Annotated in this window: 19 protein-coding genes and 1 riboswitch; of the genes, 17 read left to right on the top strand and 2 right to left on the bottom strand. The window is 66.1% G+C overall.

Annotated elements, in window-relative coordinates:
- Positions 1 to 12 precede the first annotated feature (12 nt).
- The 9 genes from aceK (at position 13) to FFI97_RS21700 (ending at position 9,032) form a co-directional block, all read left to right on the top strand.
- Positions 13 to 1,833, top strand: coding sequence for a bifunctional isocitrate dehydrogenase kinase/phosphatase (gene aceK / locus FFI97_RS21740; RefSeq protein WP_062478759.1), 1,821 nt, complete (start codon positions 13 to 15; stop codon positions 1,831 to 1,833).
- Positions 1,834 to 1,895: 62 nt separating this feature from the next.
- Positions 1,896 to 3,080, top strand: a complete 1,185-nt coding sequence (locus tag FFI97_RS21735) for an acetyl-CoA C-acyltransferase (RefSeq protein ID WP_095746933.1) — start codon at positions 1,896 to 1,898, stop codon at positions 3,078 to 3,080.
- Between the two features lie 90 nt (positions 3,081 to 3,170).
- Entirely contained in the window at positions 3,171 to 4,418 is a 1,248-nt protein-coding gene (locus FFI97_RS21730; protein ID WP_139701346.1) for a glutamate carboxypeptidase, read from the top strand.
- A 40-nt stretch (positions 4,419 to 4,458) separates the two neighbouring features.
- Positions 4,459 to 5,589 carry an acyl-CoA dehydrogenase family protein gene (locus FFI97_RS21725; RefSeq protein WP_062478737.1) on the top strand — a complete coding sequence of 377 codons (1,131 nt, stop codon included), beginning with the start codon at positions 4,459 to 4,461 and terminating at the stop codon, positions 5,587 to 5,589.
- A gap of 4 nt (positions 5,590 to 5,593) precedes the next feature.
- Positions 5,594 to 6,430, top strand: a complete 837-nt coding sequence (locus FFI97_RS21720; protein WP_144004505.1) for a metallophosphoesterase — start codon at positions 5,594 to 5,596, stop codon at positions 6,428 to 6,430.
- 130 nt (positions 6,431 to 6,560) lie between these two features.
- Complete coding sequence (locus tag FFI97_RS21715) at positions 6,561 to 6,908, top strand: hypothetical protein (protein WP_139701347.1); 348 nt, start codon at positions 6,561 to 6,563, stop codon at positions 6,906 to 6,908.
- 117 nt (positions 6,909 to 7,025) lie between these two features.
- Positions 7,026 to 8,162 (top strand): uracil-DNA glycosylase, encoded by a 1,137-nt coding sequence (locus FFI97_RS21710; RefSeq protein WP_144004504.1) that lies wholly within the window; start codon positions 7,026 to 7,028, stop codon positions 8,160 to 8,162.
- A 90-nt stretch (positions 8,163 to 8,252) separates the two neighbouring features.
- On the top strand, positions 8,253 to 8,552 hold the full coding sequence (locus tag FFI97_RS21705; protein ID WP_139701348.1) for a DUF2314 domain-containing protein: 300 nt from the start codon (positions 8,253 to 8,255) through the stop codon (positions 8,550 to 8,552).
- 90 nt (positions 8,553 to 8,642) lie between these two features.
- Positions 8,643 to 9,032 (top strand): DUF5071 domain-containing protein, encoded by a 390-nt coding sequence (locus FFI97_RS21700; protein WP_185993677.1) that lies wholly within the window; start codon positions 8,643 to 8,645, stop codon positions 9,030 to 9,032.
- 712 nt (positions 9,033 to 9,744) lie between these two features.
- Here the strand turns inward: FFI97_RS21700 and FFI97_RS21695 are convergent.
- The gene (locus tag FFI97_RS21695; protein WP_144004502.1) at positions 9,745 to 10,155 is read right to left on the bottom strand and encodes a hypothetical protein; all 411 of its coding nucleotides are present in this window, start codon (positions 10,153 to 10,155) and stop codon (positions 9,745 to 9,747) included.
- Between the two features lie 177 nt (positions 10,156 to 10,332).
- Here FFI97_RS21695 and FFI97_RS21690 point away from each other — a divergent pair, with 177 nt between their 5' ends.
- The 4 genes from FFI97_RS21690 (at position 10,333) to FFI97_RS21675 (ending at position 14,068) form a co-directional block, all read left to right on the top strand.
- Positions 10,333 to 10,764 (top strand): YchJ family protein, encoded by a 432-nt coding sequence (locus tag FFI97_RS21690; protein WP_062478721.1) that lies wholly within the window; start codon positions 10,333 to 10,335, stop codon positions 10,762 to 10,764.
- A gap of 27 nt (positions 10,765 to 10,791) precedes the next feature.
- A riboswitch (TPP riboswitch) is annotated at positions 10,792 to 10,897 on the top strand.
- 92 nt (positions 10,898 to 10,989) lie between these two features.
- Positions 10,990 to 12,873, top strand: coding sequence for a phosphomethylpyrimidine synthase ThiC (gene thiC / locus FFI97_RS21685; RefSeq protein ID WP_062478718.1), 1,884 nt, complete (start codon positions 10,990 to 10,992; stop codon positions 12,871 to 12,873).
- Positions 12,874 to 12,962: 89 nt separating this feature from the next.
- Positions 12,963 to 13,655, top strand: coding sequence for an HAD family hydrolase (locus FFI97_RS21680; protein ID WP_062478714.1), 693 nt, complete (start codon positions 12,963 to 12,965; stop codon positions 13,653 to 13,655).
- Between the two features lie 86 nt (positions 13,656 to 13,741).
- Complete coding sequence (locus tag FFI97_RS21675; RefSeq protein WP_139701351.1) at positions 13,742 to 14,068, top strand: thioredoxin family protein; 327 nt, start codon at positions 13,742 to 13,744, stop codon at positions 14,066 to 14,068.
- A 276-nt stretch (positions 14,069 to 14,344) separates the two neighbouring features.
- On the opposite strand, the gene FFI97_RS21670 is transcribed toward FFI97_RS21675, so the two are convergent.
- Positions 14,345 to 15,385 (bottom strand): AraC family transcriptional regulator, encoded by a 1,041-nt coding sequence (locus FFI97_RS21670; protein ID WP_139701352.1) that lies wholly within the window; start codon positions 15,383 to 15,385, stop codon positions 14,345 to 14,347.
- Positions 15,386 to 15,512: 127 nt separating this feature from the next.
- Here FFI97_RS21670 and FFI97_RS21665 point away from each other — a divergent pair, with 127 nt between their 5' ends.
- From FFI97_RS21665 to FFI97_RS21650, 4 genes are all read left to right on the top strand, one after another.
- Positions 15,513 to 16,685 (top strand): isovaleryl-CoA dehydrogenase, encoded by a 1,173-nt coding sequence (locus FFI97_RS21665; RefSeq protein ID WP_062478706.1) that lies wholly within the window; start codon positions 15,513 to 15,515, stop codon positions 16,683 to 16,685.
- 69 nt (positions 16,686 to 16,754) lie between these two features.
- Positions 16,755 to 18,422, top strand: a complete 1,668-nt coding sequence (locus FFI97_RS21660; protein WP_139701353.1) for an AMP-binding protein — start codon at positions 16,755 to 16,757, stop codon at positions 18,420 to 18,422.
- Complete coding sequence (locus tag FFI97_RS21655; protein WP_139701354.1) at positions 18,419 to 20,041, top strand: carboxyl transferase domain-containing protein; 1,623 nt, start codon at positions 18,419 to 18,421, stop codon at positions 20,039 to 20,041. Before FFI97_RS21660 ends, FFI97_RS21655 begins: the two co-directional genes overlap by 4 nt.
- A gap of 13 nt (positions 20,042 to 20,054) precedes the next feature.
- Entirely contained in the window at positions 20,055 to 20,849 is a 795-nt protein-coding gene (locus FFI97_RS21650; RefSeq protein WP_139701355.1) for an enoyl-CoA hydratase/isomerase family protein, read from the top strand.
- Positions 20,850 to 20,864: the final 15 nt, after the last annotated feature.

The following is a 20,864-nucleotide window of genomic DNA, read 5'->3' as shown; positions in this document are numbered from 1 at the left end:
GGTATTGCCGCCATGTTCCCGCAGCGCCTCGATTCACCGCTGGCCTACGACATCGCGAAGGCGATGATCGACGGGTTCAACCGGCACTACCGGCTGTTCCGGGCCGAATCGGCGCGCGCCAAGCACCGATTCGAGACCGCCGACTGGCACGGCCAGCAGCGGGCGCAGCGCGAGCGCATCGAGTTCTACGACCTGCGCGTGAACGAGGCCGTGGCCCGGCTCGAAAAAGAGTTCAAGGCCGGCGACCAGCCCATGGAAGTCTGGCACCAGGTCAAGCTGCACTTCATCGGGCTTTTGGTGAACCACCACCAGCCCGAGCTGGCCGAGAGTTTCTTCAACTCGGTCACCACGAAGATCCTGCACCGGGCCTACTTCCAGAACGACTTCATCTTCGTGCGCCCGGCCATCAGCACCGAGTACATCGAGCCGCGCGGCGCACCCACCTACCGGCCGTACTACCCCTCGCAGGCCACGCTGCCCGACATCATCGAGCAGATGCTCGACGACTTCGCATTGCAGGGCAGCTACGCCAACAAGCGGCGCGATGCGGAGCGCGTGGCGCACGTCATCCTGAACCGCTTCCACCAGGTCAAGCTGCGCGCCAACTTCCAGCTGCAGGTGCTGTCGGGCCTGTTCTACCGGAACAAGGGTGCCTACGTGGTCGGCAAGATCATGAACGGCTTCACCGAGATCCCGTTCTCGCTGCCCATCCTGCACGACACCCACGGCAAGTTCTACATCGACGCGGCGTTGTTCGGCGAGGACGACCTGCAGATGCTGTTCAGCTTTGCGCGTGCCTACTTCATGGTCGACATGGAAGTGCCCTCGGCCTGGGTGCAGTTTTTGCGCTCGCTCATGCCGCGCAAGCCGCGCGCCGAGATCTACAACGCGCTCGGCCTGGCCAAGCAGGGCAAGACGCTGTTCTACCGCGACTTCCTGTCGCACCTGAACTACTCGAGCGACCGCTTTCGCATCGCGCCCGGCATCAAGGGCATGGTCATGCTGGTGTTCGACCTGCCCTCGTTCCCCTTCGTGTTCAAGGTCATCAAGGACTTTTATCCGCCGCAGAAGGACACCACGCGCGAGCAGATCAAGGGCAAGTACATGCTCGTGAAGCAGCACGACCGCGTGGGCCGCATGGCCGACACGCTCGAGTACAGCAACGTGGGCTTTCCGCTCGACCGCTTCGAGCCCGAGCTCATCGAGGAGATCCGCAAGTTCGCGCCCAGCCAGCTCGAGATCGGCGACCGCGACGGCAACGGGGAGATGGAGGTCGTGCTCAAGCACGTCTACATCGAGCGTCGCATGATCCCGCTGAACATCTACCTGCAGGAAGCCTTCGACACGCTGGCCCACCCCGAGAGCCCGGCCCAGGCCCGGCGCGCCAAGGACCAGCTGGAGCATGCGGTCATCGAGTACGGCAATGCCATCAAGGACATGGTGGCCGCCAACATCTTCCCCGGCGACATGCTGTGGAAGAACTTCGGCGTCACGCGCGGCGGCAAGGTCGTGTTCTACGACTACGACGAAATCGAATACGTCACCGACTGCAAGTTCCGCAAGGTGCCCACGCCGCGCAACGAAGAAGACGAGATGAGCGGCGAGGTCTGGTATTCGGTCGGCCCGAAGGACGTGTTCCCCGAGACCTTCGAGCCCTTTCTGCTGGGCAACAAGGACGTGCGCGCCGCCTTCATGGCGCACCACGCCGACCTGCTCGACGCCGCCTTCTGGCAGCACCACAAGGAACGCATCCAGGCGGGCCAGATGCTCGATGTGTTCCCGTACGAAGAGTCGCAACGCTTCCAGCACGAAGGCCATGCGACGCATTTCTGACCGCCCGATTCCGTTTTCGTTTTGTCTTTGATTTCACTTTCACATTCCTGAAGGAGACCCCCATGTCCGAATCCATCGTCATCGTCGGCGCCGCCCGCACCCCCATGGGTGGCTTCCAGGGCGACTTCTCGTCCCTCTCCGCGCACGACCTGGGCGGCGCGGCCATCAAGGCGGCCGTCGAGCGCGCCGGCATCGCGCCCGAGAGCGTGGGTGAAGTGCTGTTCGGCAACTGCCTCATGGCCGGCCAGGGCCAGGCCCCGGCGCGCCAGGCGGCCTACAAGGGCGGCCTGCCCGACAGCGCGGGCGCCGTCACGCTCAGCAAGATGTGCGGCTCGGCCATGAAGGCCGCGATGCTCGCGCACGACCTGCTGCTGGCCGGCACGCACGACGTCATCGTGGCAGGCGGCATGGAAAGCATGACCAACGCGCCCTACCTCATGCTCAAGGGCCGTGGCGGCTACCGCATGGGCCACGACAAGATCTATGACCACATGATGCTCGACGGCCTCGAAGACGCCTACCAGCCCGGCCGTTCCATGGGCACCTTCGGCGAAGACTGCGCCGCCAAGTACAACTTCACGCGCGAGCAGCAAGACGCCTTCGCCATCGCCAGCGTGCAGCGCGCCAAGGCCGCCACCGAATCGGGCGCCTTCAAGGACGAGATCACGCCCGTCACCGTGAAGGGCCGCGGCGGCGACACCGTCATCTCCATCGACGAAGGCCCGGGCAAGGTCAAGCTCGACAAGATTCCCACGCTCAAGCCCGCGTTCAAGAAAGAAAACGGGACCATCACCGCCGCCTCGAGCTCGTCGATCAACGACGGCGCCGCCGCGCTGGTCATGATGACCGAGTCGCACGCCAAGAAGATCGGCGCCAAGCCGCTGGCGCGCATCGTCGGCCACGCCACGCACGCACAGCAGCCCGAGTGGTTCTCCACCGCGCCGGTCGGCGCCGTGCAGAAGCTCTTCGCCAAGACCGGCTGGAGCGTGAAGGACGTCGACCTGTGGGAAGTGAACGAGGCCTTCGCCGTCGTGCCCATGGCCCTCATGCACGAGCTCGACGTGTCGCACGACATCGTCAACGTGAATGGCGGCGCCTGCGCGCTGGGCCACCCCATCGGCGCCAGCGGCGCGCGCATCATGGTCACGCTGCTGCACGCGCTGAAGGCGCGCGGCAAGAAGCGCGGCGTGGCCACGCTGTGCATCGGCGGTGGCGAAGGCACCGCCGTCGCGCTCGAATTGCTATAACGCCAGGAGCCGCCGGCGCCCGGGAGAGGGCGCCGGCCGGTTTCCACCCCGGACACTTCAAACAAAACCATGCGTAGAGCAGGAGATTTCATGCGCCCATCCCTTCACCGTACCGCCGTTGCCGCCGTGCTCGCTACCGCCTTCGTGGCAGGTGGCGCCTGGGCCCAGAAGCGCGACAACGTGCTGTTCCAGGCCGCCACCGACGAGCAGCCGGCGGTGATCAAGACGCTCGAGAAGCTCGTCAACATCGAGACCGGCACCGGTGACGCCGAAGGCATGGCCGCCGCCGGCGCGTACCTCGAAGGCGAACTGAAGAACCTCGGCTTCACCGTCACGCGCAGCAAGTCGGCCGGCCTCGTGGTCGGCGACAACATCGTCGGCAAGCTCAAGGGCCGCGGCGGCAAGAACCTGCTGCTCATGTCGCACATGGACACCGTCTACACCAAGGGCACGCTCGCCAAGGCGCCGTTCCGCATCGAAGGCGACAAGGCCTACGGCCCCGGCATCGCCGACGACAAGGGCGGCAACGCCGTCATCCTGCACACGCTCAAGCTGCTCAAGGACTACGGCGTGCGCGACTACGGCACCATCACCGTGCTGTTCAACACCGACGAGGAAAAAGGCTCCTTCGGTTCGCGCGACCTGATCCAGGAAGAAGCCAAGCTGGCCGACTACGTGCTCTCGTTCGAGCCCACCAGCGCCGGCGACGAAAAGATGTCGCTCGGCACCTCGGGCATCGCCTACGTGCAGGTCAACATCACCGGCAAGGCCTCGCACGCGGGCGCCGCACCCGAGCTGGGCGTGAATGCGCTGGTCGAAGCATCCGACCTCGTGCTGCGCACCATGAGCATCGACGACAAGTCGAAGAACCTGCGCTTCAACTGGACCATCGCCAAGGCCGGCAACGTGTCGAACATCATCCCGGCCAGCGCCACGCTGAACGCCGACGTGCGCTACGCACGCAACGAAGACTTCGACGCCGCCATGAAGACCCTCGAAGAGAAGGCACAGCAGAAGAAGCTGCCCGAGGCCGACGTCAAGGTGCTCGTCACGCGCGGCCGTCCGGCCTTCAACGCGGGCGAGGGCGGCAAGAAGCTAGTCGACAAGGCCGTGGTCTTCTACAAGGAAGCTGGCGGCAGTGTGGGCGTCGAAGAGCGCACCGGCGGCGGCACCGACGCGGCCTACGCGGCGCTCTCGGGCAAGCCCGTGATCGAAAGCCTGGGCCTGCCCGGCTTCGGCTACCACAGCGACAAGGCCGAGTACGTCGACATCAGCGCCATTCCGCGCCGCCTGTACATGGCCGCGCGTCTCATCATGGACCTGGGCGCCGGCAAGTAAGCCTCGCACCCACCGACAAGAAAGAACTGGAGACAACGCCATGCTGCTCAGCGCAGACCAGGAAGCCATCCGCGACGCGGTGCGCGATTTTTCGCAGGCCGAGCTCTGGCCCAACGCCCCCAAGTGGGACCGCGACCACAGCTTTCCGAAGGAAGTGCACCAGGGCCTGGCCGCGCTGGGCGCCTACGGCATCTGCGTGCCCGAGGAGCATGGCGGCGCGGGCCTCGACTACCTCACGCTCGCACTCGTGCTCGAGGAAATCGCGGCCGGCGACGGCGGCACCAGCACCGCCATCAGCGTGACCAACTGCCCCGTCAACGCCATCCTCATGCGCTACGGCAACGCGCAGCAGAAGAAGAAGTGGCTCGAGCCGCTGGCCCAGGGCCAGATGCTCGGCGCCTTCTGCCTCACCGAGCCGCAGGCCGGCAGCGACGCCTCGAGCCTGCGCACCACCGCGCGCAAGGACGGCGACGGCTACGTGATCGACGGCGTGAAGCAGTTCATCACCAGCGGCAAGAACGGCCAGGTCGCCATCGTCATCGCGGTGACCGACAAGGGCGCCGGCAAGCGCGGCATGAGCGCGTTCATCGTGCCCACCGACGCGCCCGGCTACAACGTCGCGCGCCTCGAAGACAAGCTCGGCCAGCACAGCAGCGACACCGCGCAGATCAACTTCGACAGCTGCCGCATCCCGGCCGAGAACCTCATCGGCGCCGAAGGCGAGGGCTACAAGATCGCACTCGGCGCACTCGAAGGCGGCCGCATCGGCATCGCCGCGCAGAGCGTGGGCATGGCCCGCAGCGCCTTCGACGTGGCCGTGGCCTACGCCAAGGAACGCCAGGCCTTCGGCGGCGCCATCTTCGACCAGCAGGCCGTGGGCTTTCGCCTCGCCGAGTGCGCCACGCAGATCGAAGCCGCGCGCCAGCTCATCTGGCACGCCGCCAGCCTGCGCGACGCCGGCCGCCCCTGCCTGAAAGAAGCCGCCATGGCCAAGCTCTTCGCCAGCGAGATGGCCGAGCGCGTGTGCAGCGCCGCCATCCAGACGCTGGGCGGCTACGGCTACGTGAACGACTTCCCGCTGGAACGCATCTACCGCGACGTGCGCGTGTGCCAGATCTACGAAGGCACGTCGGACATCCAGAAGCTCTTGATTCAACGCGCGCTCGCCTGACCACGTGAGCCGACGCCGCGGCCGACCCTGGGGCTCGATCGCCGCGGCACTCGCGCTCGCGGCGCTGGCCGCCTGGAGCGTCGTCATCGAGCCGCGCTGGGTGGCCGCGCGTGTCGAGCCCCTGGGCTCGGCGCAGTGGCAGCCGCCGGCCGGCCTGAAGGTCGCCGTGGCCAGCGACTGGCACCTCAGCACGCGCTCGCTGTGGCGCGTGACCAGCGCCAACCGCGCCGCGGCCATCGTCGACCAGATCAACGCGGCGCTGCCCGACGTGATCCTGCTGCCCGGCGACTTTCTTGCCGGCTCCGGCGACGACGAAGACTTTTCCATCGAAGCCATGGCCGCCGTGCTCGGCCGCCTGAAGGCGCCGCAGGGCGTGTACGCGGTGCTCGGCAACCACGACTGGTGGCACGACGGCGAACGCACCGCCAAGGCCCTGTCCGCGCAGGGCATCCGCGTGCTGGAGAACGCCTCGGTGCGCCTGCCCGGGCACGACCTCTGGGTCGTCGGCATCGGCGACGACTCCACCGGCCATTCGCAACCCGACAAGGCCCTGGCCGGCGTGCCACCCGGCGCCGCCACGCTGGTCATGATGCACGACCCCTTCAGCTTCGCCGGCATGCCGCGCACGCAGGGGCTCGTGGTGGCGGGGCACACGCACGGCGGGCAGATCAGCGTGCCGGGCTACGGTGCCTTGGTGGTGCCCGGGCGTGCGCCGCGCGAATGGGCCTATGGCTGGATCGCGCACAAGGACAACAAGCGGATGTACGTGACCAGCGGGCTTGGTGTGAGCATCCTGCCGGTGCGGTTCAACATGCGGCCTGAGTGGGTGATGTTTCGGTAGGGCGGTGCGTGGTGGTCGCTGGCGCTTGACGGGCGTCGTGGAGGCCGCGAACATTGCCGTCGCCTTGTGTGAGGTGCAAGGCCGGGTTTAGCAGCCCGCTGACATCCTGCGCAGCAATTCTTGGAGGCCTATGGCCAATGCTTCAAGCGCAGTCACCGACGCCGGTTGTTCCTGTGCGTCTTCCCGTTCCGCCACTCAATTCACACCCTTCGAATGGGTGCAAGGCGAACGGCTCCCGCCTTCACTGCAAAGCCACGCGGCGTTTCTCAACGAGGCGCGCGATGTGGTGCAGGGCGCGCAGACGTTGGTTCAGTTGCTCGAATGGGATGAGGATCGGCGCGACGCCGCTTCTTCTGATGCAGGCGCCGCGCCGCTTTTCGATGCATGCCAGCGGAGTTCGCTGCAGCGGTTTCTTGCGGTCTCGCTGGGGCTTCTGCATGCGCGGATTGAAGCGCAGTGCGAGGCGTTGACTGAGTAGGGGCGTGCAGCTCGCGCGGAGAGGCGTTCCCGGTTCAGAGGACATTAGCCTGTGGCATTCTTCAGCTGCCGCGTTCGCGGCCACAACCGGTCATTCGACCAGAGGGCAGAAATACGCATGCAACCAAAGCAGCTTCTCGCACAGAACGTTGAGTTCGGCAACGCCGGCGGTTTGGACACTGACGGTACCGGCTGGTTCATCGGGTTCAACGATTGGACCAAGAACCCGCCGTCCCACTTGCGGCATGTGCCGACCGAAGAGCTCACTGCTGGTCTGTGCGTCAAGTGGTTCTGCCACCCGGCTGGAAATCCGAACGGCGAATCCAAGCCTCTGAGTGAGGGGCGGACGATGTCGGTCTTGGTGAGCCCAGCCAGTGAATTCAGGATTGAGTTCTCGACGAGCGCCGAATTCGTGCCGCACGACACGCTGTCGCACACCTTGCGGCGCCACGGCGACTTCGTCATATGGGGCCCCGGCGTGTTCCATCGCGCCTTTGGTGGCCAGCCGGCATGCATCCTCACGGTTCGATGGTCCAGACCCGGTAGACGGGGTTCGGCCATTAACGGCCATGGGCGGGGTTCGCGAGGCGAGAGCCAGCATGACCCATTGACTGCCAGCACCTTCATTCCAGTCTTTCGAGCCCGCGACCAGGTGCTTGCCAGTGACGAGGCGGTGGAGGCCAGGCGCGCTAGGTCCTTTGAGCCACACGTAGCGCTCTTACAGGCGCTGGCTGAGCGGATAGGCGCAAGCCGTGACGCGCCCGACGGCGTGCCGCGCTTCGACCCGCTCGATGGCGGCATCAACGCACGCGTGCTTCTCTTGCAGGAGGCTCCGGGCCCGCGCGCTGTCGGAAGTGGTTTCATCAGCTCCGACAATCCGGACCAGACGGCAGCCAACGCCCGGCATGCTTGCGAGTCAGCGGGACTCTCTCGCCGCGACGTGGTGCGTTGGAACGCAGTTCCCTGGTACCTCGGGAACGAGGAGGGCACCAAAATCCGTCCTGCAACCCGAGAAGACGTCAAGCGGGCCGAGCCATGGCTTGCGGAGTTGCTGCAATTGCTGTCGCGGCTGCAGGTGGTTGTGCTAATGGGCAAGAATGCGCAGCGGCTCGCGCCGGTTCTCAAGCGAATTGCGCCGCACCTGCGTGTCGAGAGAACACCCCACTGCTCGCCGCTGGCGCTCAACTATTCACTAGATCGCCGCACTGAGCTGATTGAGACGTTGCGAGACGTTGCTGTCAACTTGCGGACTTGATGGAGTACAGCAAACGGCCAGAACCGGTCGTTCGCGAGTCAGATCGAGTTCACCGGTAACCGATCATCCGCTCAAGCAAGGAGGTTAGTTTTGCAGTTCGAACTCGATGATGGGGAGGCTCGGCACGAAGAAGCACCGGGGACGTTCTACATCCCTCCTCGGGAGCGGCGAGCCAACCTACAGCCTGGTCAGCTCGTCAAACTGGTGTTTCGCATTCAGCATGATGAGACGGTTGACGTTGAACGGATGTGGGTGATCGTCGAGGACATCACCGCGACCGGCTACGTCGGTTCGCTGAACAATCAGCCGATGTCCACGGACGAACTACAAATGGGCGCTCTAGTCCCATTTGGCCCCCAACACGTCATTCAGATCTACGAGGATGAGTGACGGATGTTGCTGTTGCCGGCTACTAGCTGCCGCTCGCCGCGCCGGGCTGAATTTGGTCAGTAGTGGCCGTTGAACATGCGGGAGCACTCATTGCCTGAAATTGCACACCTTTTGCCAGTCGACAAGCACGACCTGCCGAGGGCAGAAGCGATCGTCGCTCTAGGCTATCCGGCCGTCGACGCGCTTCTTCCTGAGTTGATCGCTTGGGTGCAAGACATCAACTGGCCTGTCGCAAACGTCTTGATTCCCTTTCTGGCTAGCATCGGTGAACCGCTGGCACCTCATCTGCGGATGATCTTCGAGTCCGAAGATCACGTCTGGAAGTATTGGGTGCTCGACAAACTTGTTGCTCCGTCACCCAGGCTCGCAGTGACCGTCGAGCCGTATCTTTTGCGCATGGCCTCGGACCCGAGCCCTGGTGAAAGTGACGAAGGGGTCGATGAGATCGCTCGAAGGATCCTGGTTAAGAAAGCAGCCTGAGTAGGCCGTGACAACGTCTTTCGGGTGTCTGCCATCGAGAATCGGGGACGTCTCTTTTGGGCCCGAAGCGGCTATGTGCCCTGTGTCGAATGTCAGTTCATGACCGGATACTGCCAGACCGCCTTAGGCGGGGTGCTCTCCATAACGACGGCCGTGAGCCCCGATTGCTAAGTCGGCAATCTGCCACTCCGCCGCGCTCGGTCTGCGAGTGCTTCCCGGTGCTGGGACAACAACTCGAGCGTCAAATCCTTGAGCATTTTCTGCGGGGCATCGTTGTTGTGAAGAGGGAAACTGAACGTTTGCCGAAATCGTCGCTGGAGCCATTTCGGCGCGGACGATGGCGATTGCGCCCACTCCTCGCAAAGCCAACGGGCCACAGCTTGCTTGTCCGCCGACAGCAAGTCTGAATGTTGACTTATCAGAGCAAGAGACTTAGCTTTCATCTGTTGCGAATACTCGCATATGGGTTGAGCCGTACCAAATTGGTCAACGGCGAATCCTGGCCGTTCTCAGTCTTCGGCTTTGAAGTGAAGCACTCCGAGTGCTCATGATTCCAACTGTCTCCGCGATCCAGGCAGCTATCCATCGACAGCTCGCGGCCCAGCCAAAGGCCCGCGGTGATGAATGCTGCCGTCAGCAGCAATGTGATTCCAATGCGTGATCGCGTGCTCATGATGAAAGGCCACTCATGGCTGGTTGCAGGCAGACAAAGCTATTGCGTGTGAACTCTAAATCCCAAGTAGAGAAAAAACGCCACAACCGCCCCGACGATGGCAAGCCCAACCGACCACGGAATGTCCATGTCACTGCGCTCGCGACGCGAGACGCCATCCATACGGGTCAGCATCGTGCGTCGCTGGTCCGGCGTGTGGATGAGGAACTTGACGACGCCTGCAATGCCGCAAAGGGCAACAGCGCCTCCGATGATCATCAATCCCCAGACTTCCATATTGAACGTGAGGGGAAATGCACCATCGGCACTTGCGACAAAGGGTTCGCGTCCTCTTCGCGTGACAACGATTTGTCCGGCGCGCCATGCGTTGAATCCGTGCAGAAAGGCGAAGGCGCCCAAGGAGAGGGTCGCAGCGAGCAGGAAGAACAGCTTGAGGAATCGCAAAAGCATGCTTTGGTGTTCAGCTTGAAGGAACGAAACGCCGGACGACTTTAGCGGCACAAGCCATTGGCGCAAGAGGCCCCGGCGCCTTTGGCCCCGGCAGGTCCCCGCAAAGCGGGCATGCCCCGAAGCCTCCCACCCCCCCCTTCAGCCCCCACCGCGCCAAGTGTTCCAATAGAGCCCTTCATGAGCGCCACCGACCCCACTCCCGGCCCCTGCCCCTGCGGCCGCACCGACCGTCGCGACAAGCCCATTGGCTACGCCCTGTGCTGTGGGCGCTACCTCGACGATTTCGAGAACACGCCGGCGCCCGACGCCGAATCGCTGATGCGTTCGCGCTATTCGGCCTTCGTGCTGGCGCGTGCCGACTACCTGCTCGCCACCTGGCACGCGTCGAAGCGGCCGGCGTCGGTGGAGTTCGAGCCGGGCGTCAAATGGCTGGGGCTGGACATTCGCTCGCGCTCGGTGCTCGACGCCGACCACGCCGAGGTCGAGTTCGTCGCCCGCCAGCGCGGCGCGACGGGCGTGGCGTTCCGCCTGCACGAGCGCAGCCGCTTCGTGCGCGAGAACGAGCGCTGGTATTACGTCGACGGCGACCTGCACCAGCCCCCGGGTTGACGGCGGCGGGCTTCGGCCCGCACAATCGGCCCCGCTCCGGGGTGCACGCATGTGGCGTGCTGAGATGGCAAAGCAGCCGACCCGCGAACTTGATCCGGGTCATACCGGCGTAAGAAGAGCTGCACTCCCTGACTTCGGTCCGTCACTCCCTTTTTCGGTGGCGGGCCTCCCGAGGTCCATCGAGCGATTGCGGAGCACCCTTTCCCTCAACAAGGAGTGCCCCCGATGAATGCCCCCGACAAGTTCACCTCGCTGCTGTCGCTGACGCGCGAACCCTTTCCCGCCTCGCACAAGTGCGTCATTCCGGGCAGCCGGCCCGACCTGTTCGTGCCCGTGCGCGACGTGGCGCTGACCAACGGCGAAACCGTCTCCCTGTACGACACCTCGGGCCCCTACACCGACCCGAAGGTCGAGATCGACGTGCGCCGCGGCCTGCCCGACGTGCGCAGCGCCTGGGTCATCGAGCGTGGCGACACCGAAAGTTATGAAGGCCGCACGCACCACGCGCTGGACGACGGCGCCAAGAACGAAGACCGCGACGCGCAGCGCCTGGCCGAGCTGCGCGCCGGTGCCTCGGCGCTGCAGCGCACGCCGCGCCGCGCCAAGTCGGGCGCCAACGTCACGCAGATGCACTACGCGCGCCGCGGCATCGTCACGCCCGAGATGGAATACGTGGCCCTGCGCGAGAACGGCAAGCGCGAGTGGATGGCCGAGTACCTGGCCAACGAGGAGCGCGCCAAGCGCGTGGCGGGCAACCCGATGGGCGCGAGCATTCCGCGCATCATCACGCCCGAGTTCGTGCGCGACGAAGTGGCCCGTGGCCGCGCGATCATTCCTGCGAACATCAACCACCCCGAGGTCGAGCCGATGGCCATCGGGCGCAACTTCAAGGTGAAGATCAACGCCAACATCGGCAACTCGGCCGTCACCTCGAGCATCGAGGAAGAAGTCGAAAAGCTGGTGTGGGCCATCCGCTGGGGCGCCGACAACGTCATGGACCTGTCGACCGGCAAGAACATCCACACGACGCGCGACTGGATCGTGCGCAACTCGCCGGTGCCCATCGGCACGGTGCCGATCTACCAGGCGCTCGAAAAGGTGGGCGGCGTGGCCGAAGACCTCACCTGGGAAATCTACCGCGACACGCTCATCGAGCAGGCGGAGCAGGGCGTCGACTACTTCACCATCCACGCGGGCCTGCGCCTGCCGTTCATCCACCTCACGGCGGACCGCATGACGGGCATCGTGTCGCGCGGCGGCTCGATCATGGCCAAGTGGTGCATCGCACACCACAAGGAGAGCTTCCTCTACACGCACTTCGAGGACATCTGCGACATCATGAAGGCCTACGACGTGAGCTTCTCGCTCGGCGACGGCCTGCGCCCCGGCAGCGGTGCCGATGCGAACGACGAGGCCCAGTTTGCCGAGCTGCGCACGCTGGGCGAACTCACGCAGATCGCCTGGAAGCACGACGTGCAGACCATGATCGAAGGCCCGGGCCACGTGCCGATGCACATGATCCAGGCCAACATGGACGAGCAGATCAAGCACTGCCACGAGGCGCCGTTCTACACGCTCGGCCCGCTGACCATCGACATCGCGCCGGGCTACGACCACATCTCCAGTGCCATCGGCGCCGCGATGATCGGCTGGGCCGGCACGGCAATGCTCTGCTACGTGACGCCCAAGGAACACCTGGGCCTGCCCGACCGCGACGACGTGAAGCAGGGGATCATTGCCTACAAGATCGCCGCGCACGCGGCCGACGTGGCCAAGGGCCACCCGGGTGCGCGCTCGCGCGACGACGCGCTGAGCAAGGCGCGCTTCGAGTTCCGCTGGCAAGACCAGTTCAACCTGGGCCTGGACCCCGACACGGCGCGCGAATTCCACGACGAGACGCTGCCGAAGGACTCGAGCAAGGTGGCGCATTTCTGCTCGATGTGCGGCCCCAAGTTCTGCTCGATGAAGATCACGCAGGAGGTGCGTGAGTACGCGGCCAAGAAGGGCGTGGCCGAGGCGGCTGCCATGGCCGAGGGCATGGAAGAGAAGTCGAAAGAATTCATGGCCGGCGGCGGCGAGATCTACATCCCCATCCGTCCCGTCGCCTGAAGCGGTGAATGACCCGATAGCCTGAGTCTGCCCGTGCGGAAAGGGGGCGTTGCTACCATGGGGCCAGACCCCTGAACTCCAGCCTCGCAATGACCCCTTTCCCCTTTTCCGCCGTTCTCTTCGATTGCGACGGCGTGCTCGTCGATTCCGAGCCCATCACCAACCGCGTGCTCGCCGACATGCTCGGCGAGCTCGGCTGGCAGCTCACGGCCGAGGAATCGATGAACATCTTCACCGGCAAGGCCGTGAAGGACGAGACGGCGCTCATCGAGGCCAAGACGGGCTTCAAGATCACCGACGACTGGCTGCGCGGCTTCCGCGCCCGCCGCAACGAGGCGCTGGACCGCGACCTCGTCGCCATTCCCCATGCGCCTGCCGCCATCCGCGAGATCCATGCGCGGCTCAAGGGCCGCATCGCCTGCGCGTCGGGTGCCGATCGCCACAAGGTCGAGCTGCAGCTGGCCAAGGTCGGCCTGCTCGACTGCTTCGAGGGCCGCATCTTCAGCGGCCACGAGATGCCGCGCTCCAAGCCGCATCCCGACGTGTATCTGGCCGCGGCGGAAGCGCTCGGTGTCGATCCGAAGCGCTGCGCGGTGGTCGAAGACACGGTCACCGGCGCGATGGCCGGCGTGGCCGCGGGTGCCACGGTGTTCGGCTACAGCACGGGCGAGTCGGGCCACAGCGGCCCGGGCGCGCTGCGCGCCGCGGGCGCCGTGGCGGTGTTCAGCGACATGACCGGGCTGCCCGCGTTGCTGGCCGGCTACGGCCTGCAGGCGGCCTGAGTTTCTGGTGCAATGACGCCCGTCAGCGTGTGGCGCGCCCGTCGCCTGCACGCGCTCCTTCCCACGAATTCGCAAGGACCCTGCCCATGACCTCCGAGTACCAGACCGATCAACCCGACCGCAGCGAGATCGACGCGCTCCAGGGCCCGGCCGTGGTGGAGTTCGGCACCAACTGGTGCGGCATCTGCAAGGCCGCGCAACCGAACATTGCCGAGGCCTTTGCCAAGTACCCGAACGTGCGCCGCATCAAGGTGGAAGACGGCAGCGGCCGCCCGCTGGGCCGTTCGTTCAACGTGCGGCTGTGGCCCACGCTGGTGTTCATGCGCGACGGGCAACAGGTCGCGAAGCTGGTGCGGCCGGAAGACAGCCAGTCGATCGCCGATGCGCTGGCGTTGATCGATTCGCCGGCCTGAGTTCCGTTATTCAGGGCGACGCTCCCGCCGACGCGGTGCCTTGCTCCGCGAATGTCCCCCGGCCTGCGGCCTCCTCCTTGATTTCGCTGCGCAAGGCACCCCATCGACGTGAGCGTTGGGCAGTGCGGTTGTTGATCGACCGGCACAACGACAGCGCCCATCGTGCACAGGGCACTGGGTGCTTCCCGCAGCGAAATCAAGGAGGAGGGCGAAGCCCGGGGGACATTCGCGGAGGGAAGTACCCGGTGGCCTGTGCACGCGCCCTGAACAAGCGCCCTACAACCCCAGCTGCCGAAAATCCCGAGGCGCGTGCCCCGTCCACTGCAGGAACGCCCGCGAAAAGCTCTTCTCGTTGCGGAAGCCCACCGCCAGCGCCACCTGCTTGATCGGTCGCGTGGTCCGGCGCAGCTGCTCCACCGCCAGCTCGTGCCGCACCTCGTTCTTCAGCACCTGCAGCGAGGTGCCTTCCTCATGCAGCTGCCGGTGCAGCGTGCGCCCCGACACATTCAGCAGCCCCGCCAGCGCCTCCGCCGTGGTCGCCTCGCCGGCACGCGCGCGCAGCAGTTCGCGCACGCGCTGCCCCAGCAGGCGGTCGCGGCGGTACTGCAGCACCGTGAGCGGCAGGGCGCGCTTGAGCATGGTGCGCAGCGCGCGCTCGTCGCGCAGCAGCGGCAGCGCGAGGTAGCGCTCGTCGAAGCTGATGCTGGCCTGCGGCGCGTCGAAGTGCACGTCGGGCGTGAACATCAGCGGGTAGGCGTCGCGGTGCGGCGGTGCCGCGAACGGAAAGGTGGCCTGGCGCAGCGAGATGCGTGAGTCGATGGCCCAGCACACATACCCGTGCATGAAGCGCAGGCTGGTCACCAGGCAGAACTCGCGGAACACGGGGTCGAGCGGGCGGTTCTCGGTGATGCGCAACGTGGCCACGCCGCCGGTCACGTCCAGCGCCAGCGTGATGTCCTCGGTCAGCAGGCGGTGGTGGCGGCACCAGCGCTTGATGGCCACGCCCAGGTCGGGCGAGGTGAGCGAGGCGCGGCACAGCATGCCGTAGCTGCCCCAGGGCAGGCGGCGCGAGAACCAGCCCAGCGCCTCGTCGTCCAGCTCCTGCATCGCGTGGCCCGACAGCGCCTCGAACTGCGCGGCCGTCACCCGGGCGCCCGGGCGGGCCAGCTCGCGCGGCGCGATCTGTGCCGCCTGCAGGGCCTGCGCGGGGTCCTTGCCGTAGCGGGCATACCCTTGCGCGATGGCTCGCACGAAGGCCATCGGCGTGACGGCGCGGGCGGGTCGCAGGAAGGCGGGGGACGACGTGGCGGAGGGCATCGGTCGTGGCGCAATTTGCAACCATTGTGGCGCCAATTGCGGCGCCACGAGGCGTAAGCTGCGTTTTTTCAAGCGCCATCCGCGCGGGCAGCCCTGCGCGCCGACCCCTTCAGAGGAGACAAGACTCATGCACGATTTCGGCCTCAACTTCGACCTGGGCGACGACATCGACGCGCTGCGCAGCGCGATCCAGGACTTCGCCGCCAACGAAATCGCGCCCCGCGCCGCCGAGATCGACCGCGACAACCTGTTCCCGCACGACCTGTGGCAAAAGCTCGGCGAGCTGGGCCTGCACGGCATGACGGTGAAGGAAGAATTCGGCGGCACCGAGCTGGGCTACCTGGCCCACATCGTGGCCATGGAAGAAGTCTCGCGCGCCTCGGCCTCGGTGGGCCTGTCGTACGGTGCGCACTCCAACCTGTGCGTGAACCAGATCCACCGCAACGGCAGCGAAGCGCAGAAGAAGAAATACCTGCCCAAGCTGGTGAGCGGCGAGCACGTCGGCGCGCTGGCCATGAGCGAGCCCAACGCCGGCTCCGACGTGGTGAGCATGAAGCTCAAGGCCGACAAGAAGGACGGCTACTACGTGCTCAACGGCGGCAAGATGTGGATCACCAACGGCGGCGACGCCGACACGCTGGTCATCTACGCCAAGACCGAACCCGAGATGGGCGCGCGCGGCATGACGGCCTTCATCGTCGAAAAGAATTTCAAAGGTTTTTCGGCAGGCACCAAGCTCGACAAGCTCGGCATGCGCGGCTCCAACACCTTCCCGCTGTTCTTCGACAACTGCGAAGTGCCCGAAGAGAACGTGCTCGGCGGCGAAGGCATGGGCGCCAAGGTGCTGATGAGCGGCCTGGACTACGAGCGCGCCGTGCTCTCGGGCGGCCCGCTGGGCATCATGGCCGCCTGCATGGACGCCGTGATCCCCTACATCCACGAGCGCCAGCAGTTCGGTCAGAGCATCGGCGAGTTCCAGCTGATGCAGGGCAAGATCGCCGACATGTACTCGACCTGGCAGGCCACCCGCGCCTACGTGTACGCCGTGGGCAAGGCCTGCGACCGCAACGACCATGCGCGCACCTTCCGCAAGGACGCGGCCGGCGCCATCCTGTACTCGGCCGAGAAGGCGACCTGGATGGCCGGCGAGGCGATCCAGACGCTGGGCGGCGTGGGCTACACCAAGGACTTCCCGGTCGAGCGGCTGTGGCGCGACGCCAAGCTGTACGAGATCGGCGCGGGCACGAGCGAAGTGCGCCGCATGTTGATCGGTCGCGAGCTGTTCAGCGAAACCGCATAAGCCGCGCTGCACACCCTCACCCCACCCTCTCCCTCGCAGGGAGAGGGCGCCAGACAAGGAGACAAGACGATGCCACTGACGCAGAGCCTGGCCCAAGGCGCCACGGACGTCCCCCTCATCGAGCAAGCCATCGGCGACTTCTTCGACGACATGGTTGCCAAGCAACCGGAACGCGAAGCCCTCGTCAGCCGCCACGAAGGCCAGCGCTTCACCTACCGCGAACTGCAGACCGCGTCGAACAAGCTGGCCAGCGCACTGCTGAGCCTGGGGCTCGCGCCCGGCGACCGCGTGGGCATCTGGTCGCACAACAACGTGCCCTGGGTGCTGATGCAGATCGCCACCGCCAAGGTCGGCCTGATCCTCGTCAACATCAACCCCGCCTACCGCACCTCGGAGCTCGAGTACGCGCTCAACAAGGTCGGCTGCAAGGCGCTGGTGACGATGGCGCAGTTCAAGACCAGCGACTACCTGGGCATGCTGCGCGAGCTGGGCCCGGCCAAGCTGCCGCTGCTGCAGCACACCTTCTGGATCGACAAGCCCGGCCAGGGCGACGAGCAGCCCGGCATGCGCCGCTTCAGCGAACTGCTGGCCGGCGGCGATGCGGCCGACGCGCGCGTGGCCGCCACGCAGAAGACGCTGAAGGCCACCGACCCGATCAACATCCAGTTCACCAGCGGCACCACGGGCTTCCCCAAGGGCGCGACGCTCACGCACCGCAACATCCTGAACAACGGCTTCTTCATCGGCGAGTGCATGAAGCTCACGCCGGCCGACCGCCTGTGCATTCCGGTGCCGCTGTACCACTGCTTCGGCATGGTGCTGGGCAACCTGGCCTGCCTCACGCACGGCTCGGCCATTGTGTACCCGAACGACGGCTTCGACCCGCTCACGGTGCTCGAGACCGTGCAGGCCGAGAAGTGCACGGGCCTGCACGGCGTGCCCACGATGTTCATCGCCGAGCTGGACCATCCGCGCTTCAAGGAATTCGATCTGTCCACGCTGCGCACCGGCATCATGGCCGGCTCGCCGTGCCCCATCGAAGTGATGAAGCGCGTGGTCAACGAGATGCACCTGGGCGAGATCACCATCGCCTACGGCATGACCGAGACCAGCCCCGTGAGCTGCCAGAGCAGCACCGACACGCCGCTCGACCGCCGCGTGTCCACGGTAGGCACCGTGCAGCCGCACCTCGAGGTGAAGATCATCGACCCCGAGACCGGCGCGATCATGCCGCCGGGCCAGTCGGGCGAGCTGTGCACGCGCGGCTACTCGGTGATGCACGGCTACTGGGAAGACGAGCCCAAGACGCGCGAAGCCATCGACGCCGAGCGCTGGATGCACACCGGCGACCTCGCCACCATGGACGCCGAGGGCTACGTGAACATCGTCGGGCGCATCAAGGACCTCGTGATCCGCGGCGGCGAGAACATCTACCCGCGCGAGATCGAAGAATTTTTGTACCGCCATCCGAAGGTGCAGGACGTGCAGGTGGTCGGCCTGCCCGACAAGAAGTACGGCGAAGAGCTGTGCGCCTGGATCATCGTCAAGCCCGGCCAGAGCGCCACCGACGCCGAGATCCGCGACTTCTGCAAGGGGCAGATCGCGCACTACAAGGTGCCCAAGTACATCCAGTTCGTCTCCGAGTTCCCGATGACGGTGACCGGCAAGATCCAGAAATTCAAGATCCGCGACGCCATGACCGAGCAGCTCGGTCTCAGCCAAGAAAAGACAGCATGAGCAAACTCGAAACCAAACTCAACGCACGGTCGGCCGACTTCCAGGCCAATGCGGCCGCGATGCGCGCGCTGGTCGACGACCTGCAGCAGCAGTTCGCGAAGGTGGAGCAGGGCGGCGGCGAGGCCGCGCGCGCCAAGCACACGGCGCGCGGCAAGCTGCTGCCGCGCGACCGCGTGGCCGAGCTGCTCGACCCGGGCACGCCCTTCCTCGAAATCGCGCCGCTGGCCGCGCATGCGATGTACCTCGATGCGAAGGGGGCCGAGTCGGCGCCCGGCGCCGGCATCATCGCGGGCATCGGCCGCGTGAACGGTGTCGACTGCATGATCGTGTGCAACGACGCCACCGTGAAGGGCGGCACCTACTACCCGATGACGGTCAAGAAGCACCTGCGCGCGCAGGAGATCGCCGAGCAGAACCGCCTGCCCTGCATCTACCTCGTGGACTCGGGCGGCGCCAACCTGCCGAACCAGGACGAGGTGTTCCCCGACCGCGAGCACTTCGGCCGCATCTTCTACAACCAGGCCAACATGAGCGCCCAGGGCATTCCGCAGATCGCGGTGGTCATGGGCTCGTGCACGGCCGGCGGCGCGTACGTGCCGGCGATGAGCGACGAATCGATCATCGTGAAGAACCAGGGCACCATCTTCCTGGGCGGCCCGCCGCTCGTGAAGGCGGCCACCGGCGAGGTCGTGTCGGCCGAAGACCTGGGCGGCGGCGACGTGCACACGCGCCTGTCGGGCGTGGTCGACCACCTGGCGCAGAACGACCTGCACGCGCTGGCGCTGGCGCGCTCGGCGGTGGCCAACCTCAACGCGAAGGCCGCCGACACGCCACAAGGCGCCGCGGTGCGCGCGCCCGACTTCCCGCGCGAAGAGCTGTACGGCGTGATCCCCACCGACACCCGCAAGCCCTTCGACGTGCGCGAGATCATTGCGCGCATCGTCGACGGCAGCGAGTTCCACGAGTTCAAGGCCCGCTTCGGCGCCACGCTGGTCTGCGGCTTCGCCGAGATCGAGGGCATGCCCGTGGGCATCATCGCGAACAACGGCATCCTGTTCAGCGAGTCGGCACAGAAGGGCGCGCACTTCATCGAGCTGTGCTGCCAGCGCAAGATCCCGCTGGTGTTCCTGCAGAACATCACCGGCTTCATGGTGGGTCGCAAGTACGAGAACGAAGGCATCGCGCGCCACGGCGCCAAGATGGTGACGGCCGTGGCCACCGCCAACGTGCCCAAGTTCACCATCATCATCGGCGGCAGCTTCGGCGCCGGCAACTACGGCATGTGCGGCCGCGCGTACAGCCCGCGCTTCCTCTGGATGTGGCCGAACGCGCGCATCAGCGTGATGGGCGGCGAGCAGGCCGCGAGCGTGCTGGCCACCGTGAAGCGCGACGGCATCGAACTGAAGGGCGGCAGCTGGAGCGCCGACGAAGAAGAAGCCTTCAAGGCCCCGATCCGCCAGCAGTACGAAGACCAGGGCCACCCCTACTACGCTACCGCGCGCCTGTGGGACGACGGCATCATCGACCCGGCCGACACGCGCCGCGTGCTCGCCCTGGGCCTGGCCGCATCGCGCAACGCGCCGATCCCCGAGCCGAAGTTCGGCATCTTCCGCATGTGACCAGGGGCACCGCATGAGCAGCACCTTCACCAAGCTGAACCTCGCCATCGACGGCGCGGTCGCGCGCATCTGGCTCGACCAGCCCGACGCGCGCAACGCCTTCGACGACGTCGTGATCGCCGAGCTGACGCAGGCTTTTCTCGAAGCCGGCGCCGCGCCGCAGGTCAAGGCCGTCGTGCTCGGCGCGAACGGCCCGGCCTTCTGCGCGGGCGCCAACCTCAACTGGATGCGCCGCATGGCCGACTACACGCGCGACGAGAACCTCGCCGACGCGGGCAAGCTGGCCGACATGCTGCGCACCATCGCCGAGTGCCCCAAGCCCACCATCGCGCGCGTGCAGGGCGACGTGTACGCGGGCGGCATGGGGCTCGTGGCCGCGTGTGACATGGCCGTGAGCGTGGACACCGCGTGGTACTGCCTGAGCGAAGTGAAGATCGGCCTCGTGCCCGCGACCATCAGCCCGTACGTGCTGCGTGCGATGGGCCCGCGCGCCTCGCAGCGCTACTTCCTCACGGCCGAGCGCTTCACCGCCGCCGAGGCGCACCGCATCGGCTTCGTGCATGAAGTGGTGGCCGCCGATGCGCTCGACGCCAAGGTCGACGAGCTGCTGAAGGCGCTCACCGGCGCCAGCCCCGCCGCCGTGCGCGCCTGCAAGCAGCTGATTGCCGACGTGGCCGGCCGCGAGATCGACAGCGCGCTCATCGCCAAGACGGTTGAAGGCATCGCCGACATCCGCGCCAGCGACGAAGGCCGCGAGGGCGTGCAGGCCTTCCTGCAGAAGCGCAAGCCGAGCTGGCTGGCCGGCTGACCCACCGCCGCACGC

It is taken from the genome of Variovorax sp. KBS0712 (assembly GCF_006323185.2).
In the GTDB taxonomy this organism is placed as follows: domain Bacteria; phylum Pseudomonadota; class Gammaproteobacteria; order Burkholderiales; family Burkholderiaceae_C; genus Variovorax; species Variovorax boronicumulans.
The sequence above is the reverse complement of the archived record's forward strand: the minus strand, read 5'-3'. Positions and strand labels throughout refer to the sequence as shown.